Raw genomic sequence first — 2375 nt, 5'->3', positions numbered from 1 at the left:
CCGACCCGGCCGCGTCGATCTGCTGATCAGCATCACCGGCGAGCACGACGGTCGGGGTTGTGATCGCCGCGACCGCATCGAGCCGGTCCCCCCTCGCCCGGATCGCGGCCCGTTGCCGCGCCGCGCCGTCCGGCTCCCAGCCGCGATCCCACACGGTGCCGGCGAGTTCGGTGAGCCACGAGGTGTCCTGCGGGTAGACCCTCGACGCGCAGGTCGCCTCACCGCGCACGTAGTACGGGATGAACCGCTCCCGGGTGGTCGGCGCGAGCGGGTCCGGGAGCACGCTCTCCTCGTCGAGCACGTCGGCGCGCAGCAGGTGCCGAGGCGAGGCGGTCGTGTAGAGGAGGGCGAGAGACCGCACGCGTTCGGGATGCCGCAGCGCGAGCTCCTGCGCCACCATCCCGCCCATCGACTGGCCGACGACGTGGGCGGCCGCGATGCCGCGGTCGTCGAGGAGCGCCTCGAGGTCATCGGCCAGGTCGCCGATGGTGTACCCGCCGGCCGGGAAGCGCTGCGAGAGGCCGACGTCGCGATTGTCGTAGCGGAGGACCCGGAACCCGGCGTCCGCCAGCAGGCGCGTGAACCCGGGCGCCCAGCCCACGAGCTGCGACCCCAGCCCCTGGATCAGCACGAGCGGCGGGTCGTCGGCGCGCCCGGTCTCATCCCATCCGATGGCGCCGCGCGCGGTCAGCGAGAGCGGCATCCGTGCACGTCCTTCACGGGGCGATCGTAGCGAGCCCCCGCATTCCCTGCACGCACCCCGCCGCTACTCTCGGGGCATGACCCCCGTCACGCTCCACACCGCCCGGCTCACGCTCTCGCCTCCGACGTCCGACGATGTCGACGCGATCTTCGCGGCCTGCCAGGACCCCGACGTGCAGCGCTACACGACCGTGCCGACGCCCTACCTGCGCGAGCACGCGGTCGGGTTCGTCGAGAAGGCCGCCGGGTGGTGGGAGGACGGCACGGAGCTCACCTGGGGCATCCGTCACGACGACGAGCTCGTGGGCATGATCGGTCTGCACCGCGTCGCGCGCGGAAACGCCGAGATCGGCTACTGGATGGCCCCGGGCGGCCGGCGCCGCGGGTTCCCGACGGAGGCCGCGCGCGAGGTCATCGCGTTCGGCTTCGCCGCCGACGGCGCGGCGCTGTCCCGCATCGAATGGCGGGCGGTCGTCGGCAACATCGGCTCCGCACGCCTCGCCCGCGCCGTGGGCATCCGCTACGAGGGCCTTCTGCGCCAGTCGTTGCTCAACGGCGCCGGCGAGCGCTTCGACGCCTGGGCCGGCGGGCTGCTCGCGAGCGATGATCGGATGCCGCGGCCCTGGCCGCCGCTCGGGGACTGACCCGCTGGCATCCACCCGTGCGAGGATGGCCGCATGCCGGAGATGCCGGAGGTGCAGGGGCTCGTCGAGTTTCTCGACGGGCGGCTGCGTGGGCGCACCTTCAGCACCGTGCGGGTGACGGCCGTCGCCGCGCTGAAGACGTTCGATCCGCCGGTGCATGCCTTGGAGGGAGCCGTCGTGTCGGGCGTGGCGCGGCACGGCAAGTTCCTCGACATCGCGGCCACCGCGGCAGCGGGCGACCTGCATCTCGTGTTCCACCTCGCCAAATCGGGGTGGCTGCGCTGGTACGACGCACTCCCGGCGACAGTGATCCGCCCGGGCCGCAGCCCGATCGCCCTGCGGGTCGGCTTCGACGACGGCTCCGGGTTCGATCTCACCGAGGCGGCGACCAAGAAGTCGCTGTCGGTGTCGGTGGTGCGCCGCCCCGCTGACGTACCGCAGGTCGCGACCCTCGGGCCCGACCCCCTCGATGCCGCGTTCGATCGCGACGCCTTCGTGGCGCTGCTCTCCGGCCGTCGCACGCAGATCAAGGGGCTCCTGCGCGATCAGGCGACGATCGCGGGCATCGGCAACGCCTACTCCGACGAGATCCTGCACGCCGCGCACCTGTCGCCCTACGCGATCGCCGCGACCCTCGACGAGGCGACGGTCGCCCGGCTCTACGACGCGATGGTCGCGACCCTCGCCGAGGCGGTGGCCGAGGCATCCGGAAAGCCCCCGGCCGACCTGAAGGACGCCAAGCGGCGTGGCATGAAGGTGCACGGCCGGCGCGGCGAGACCTGCCCGGTCTGCGGCGACACGGTGCGGTCGGTGTTCTTCGCCGAGCGCTCGCTCGAGTACTGCCCGACGTGTCAGACCGGCGGCACGCCGCTCGCCGACCGGCGGATGTCGCGGCTGCTGCACTGAGCGGATGCTGCGGGTCCCCACATGTCGCGGAATGAATCCGTGTCGGAGGCGTTCAGTACACTCGAGTACAGCAACGTGCTCCGGGGTCGGTGAGAATCCGAACCGGCGGTGACAGTCCGCGAG

3 protein-coding genes are annotated in these 2375 nt (G+C 72.6%); 2 read left to right on the top strand and 1 reads right to left on the bottom strand.

From position 1 onward, the window contains the following. Positions 1 to 703, bottom strand: a 703-nt coding sequence (locus ASG00_RS07080) for an alpha/beta hydrolase (protein ID WP_082483124.1), incomplete at its 3' end; no start/stop codon positions are given. A gap of 76 nt (positions 704 to 779) precedes the next feature. Between ASG00_RS07080 and ASG00_RS07075 the strand changes: the two genes are divergently transcribed. Both ASG00_RS07075 and ASG00_RS07070 read left to right on the top strand, forming a co-directional pair. Then, a complete protein-coding gene (locus ASG00_RS07075; protein ID WP_056207922.1) occupies positions 780 to 1346 on the top strand; it encodes a GNAT family N-acetyltransferase in 567 nt (188 codons plus the stop codon). 33 nt (positions 1347 to 1379) lie between these two features. Next, complete coding sequence (locus ASG00_RS07070) at positions 1380 to 2252, top strand: Fpg/Nei family DNA glycosylase (RefSeq protein WP_056207920.1); 873 nt, start codon at positions 1380 to 1382, stop codon at positions 2250 to 2252. Positions 2253 to 2375: the final 123 nt, after the last annotated feature.

Origin of the sequence: Microbacterium sp. Leaf351 (assembly GCF_001423825.1) — a bacterium.
Taxonomy (GTDB): Bacteria; Actinomycetota; Actinomycetes; order Actinomycetales; family Microbacteriaceae; genus Microbacterium; species Microbacterium ginsengisoli.
Note: the sequence above shows the minus strand (reverse complement) of the source record. Positions and strands in the feature narration are given on the sequence as shown.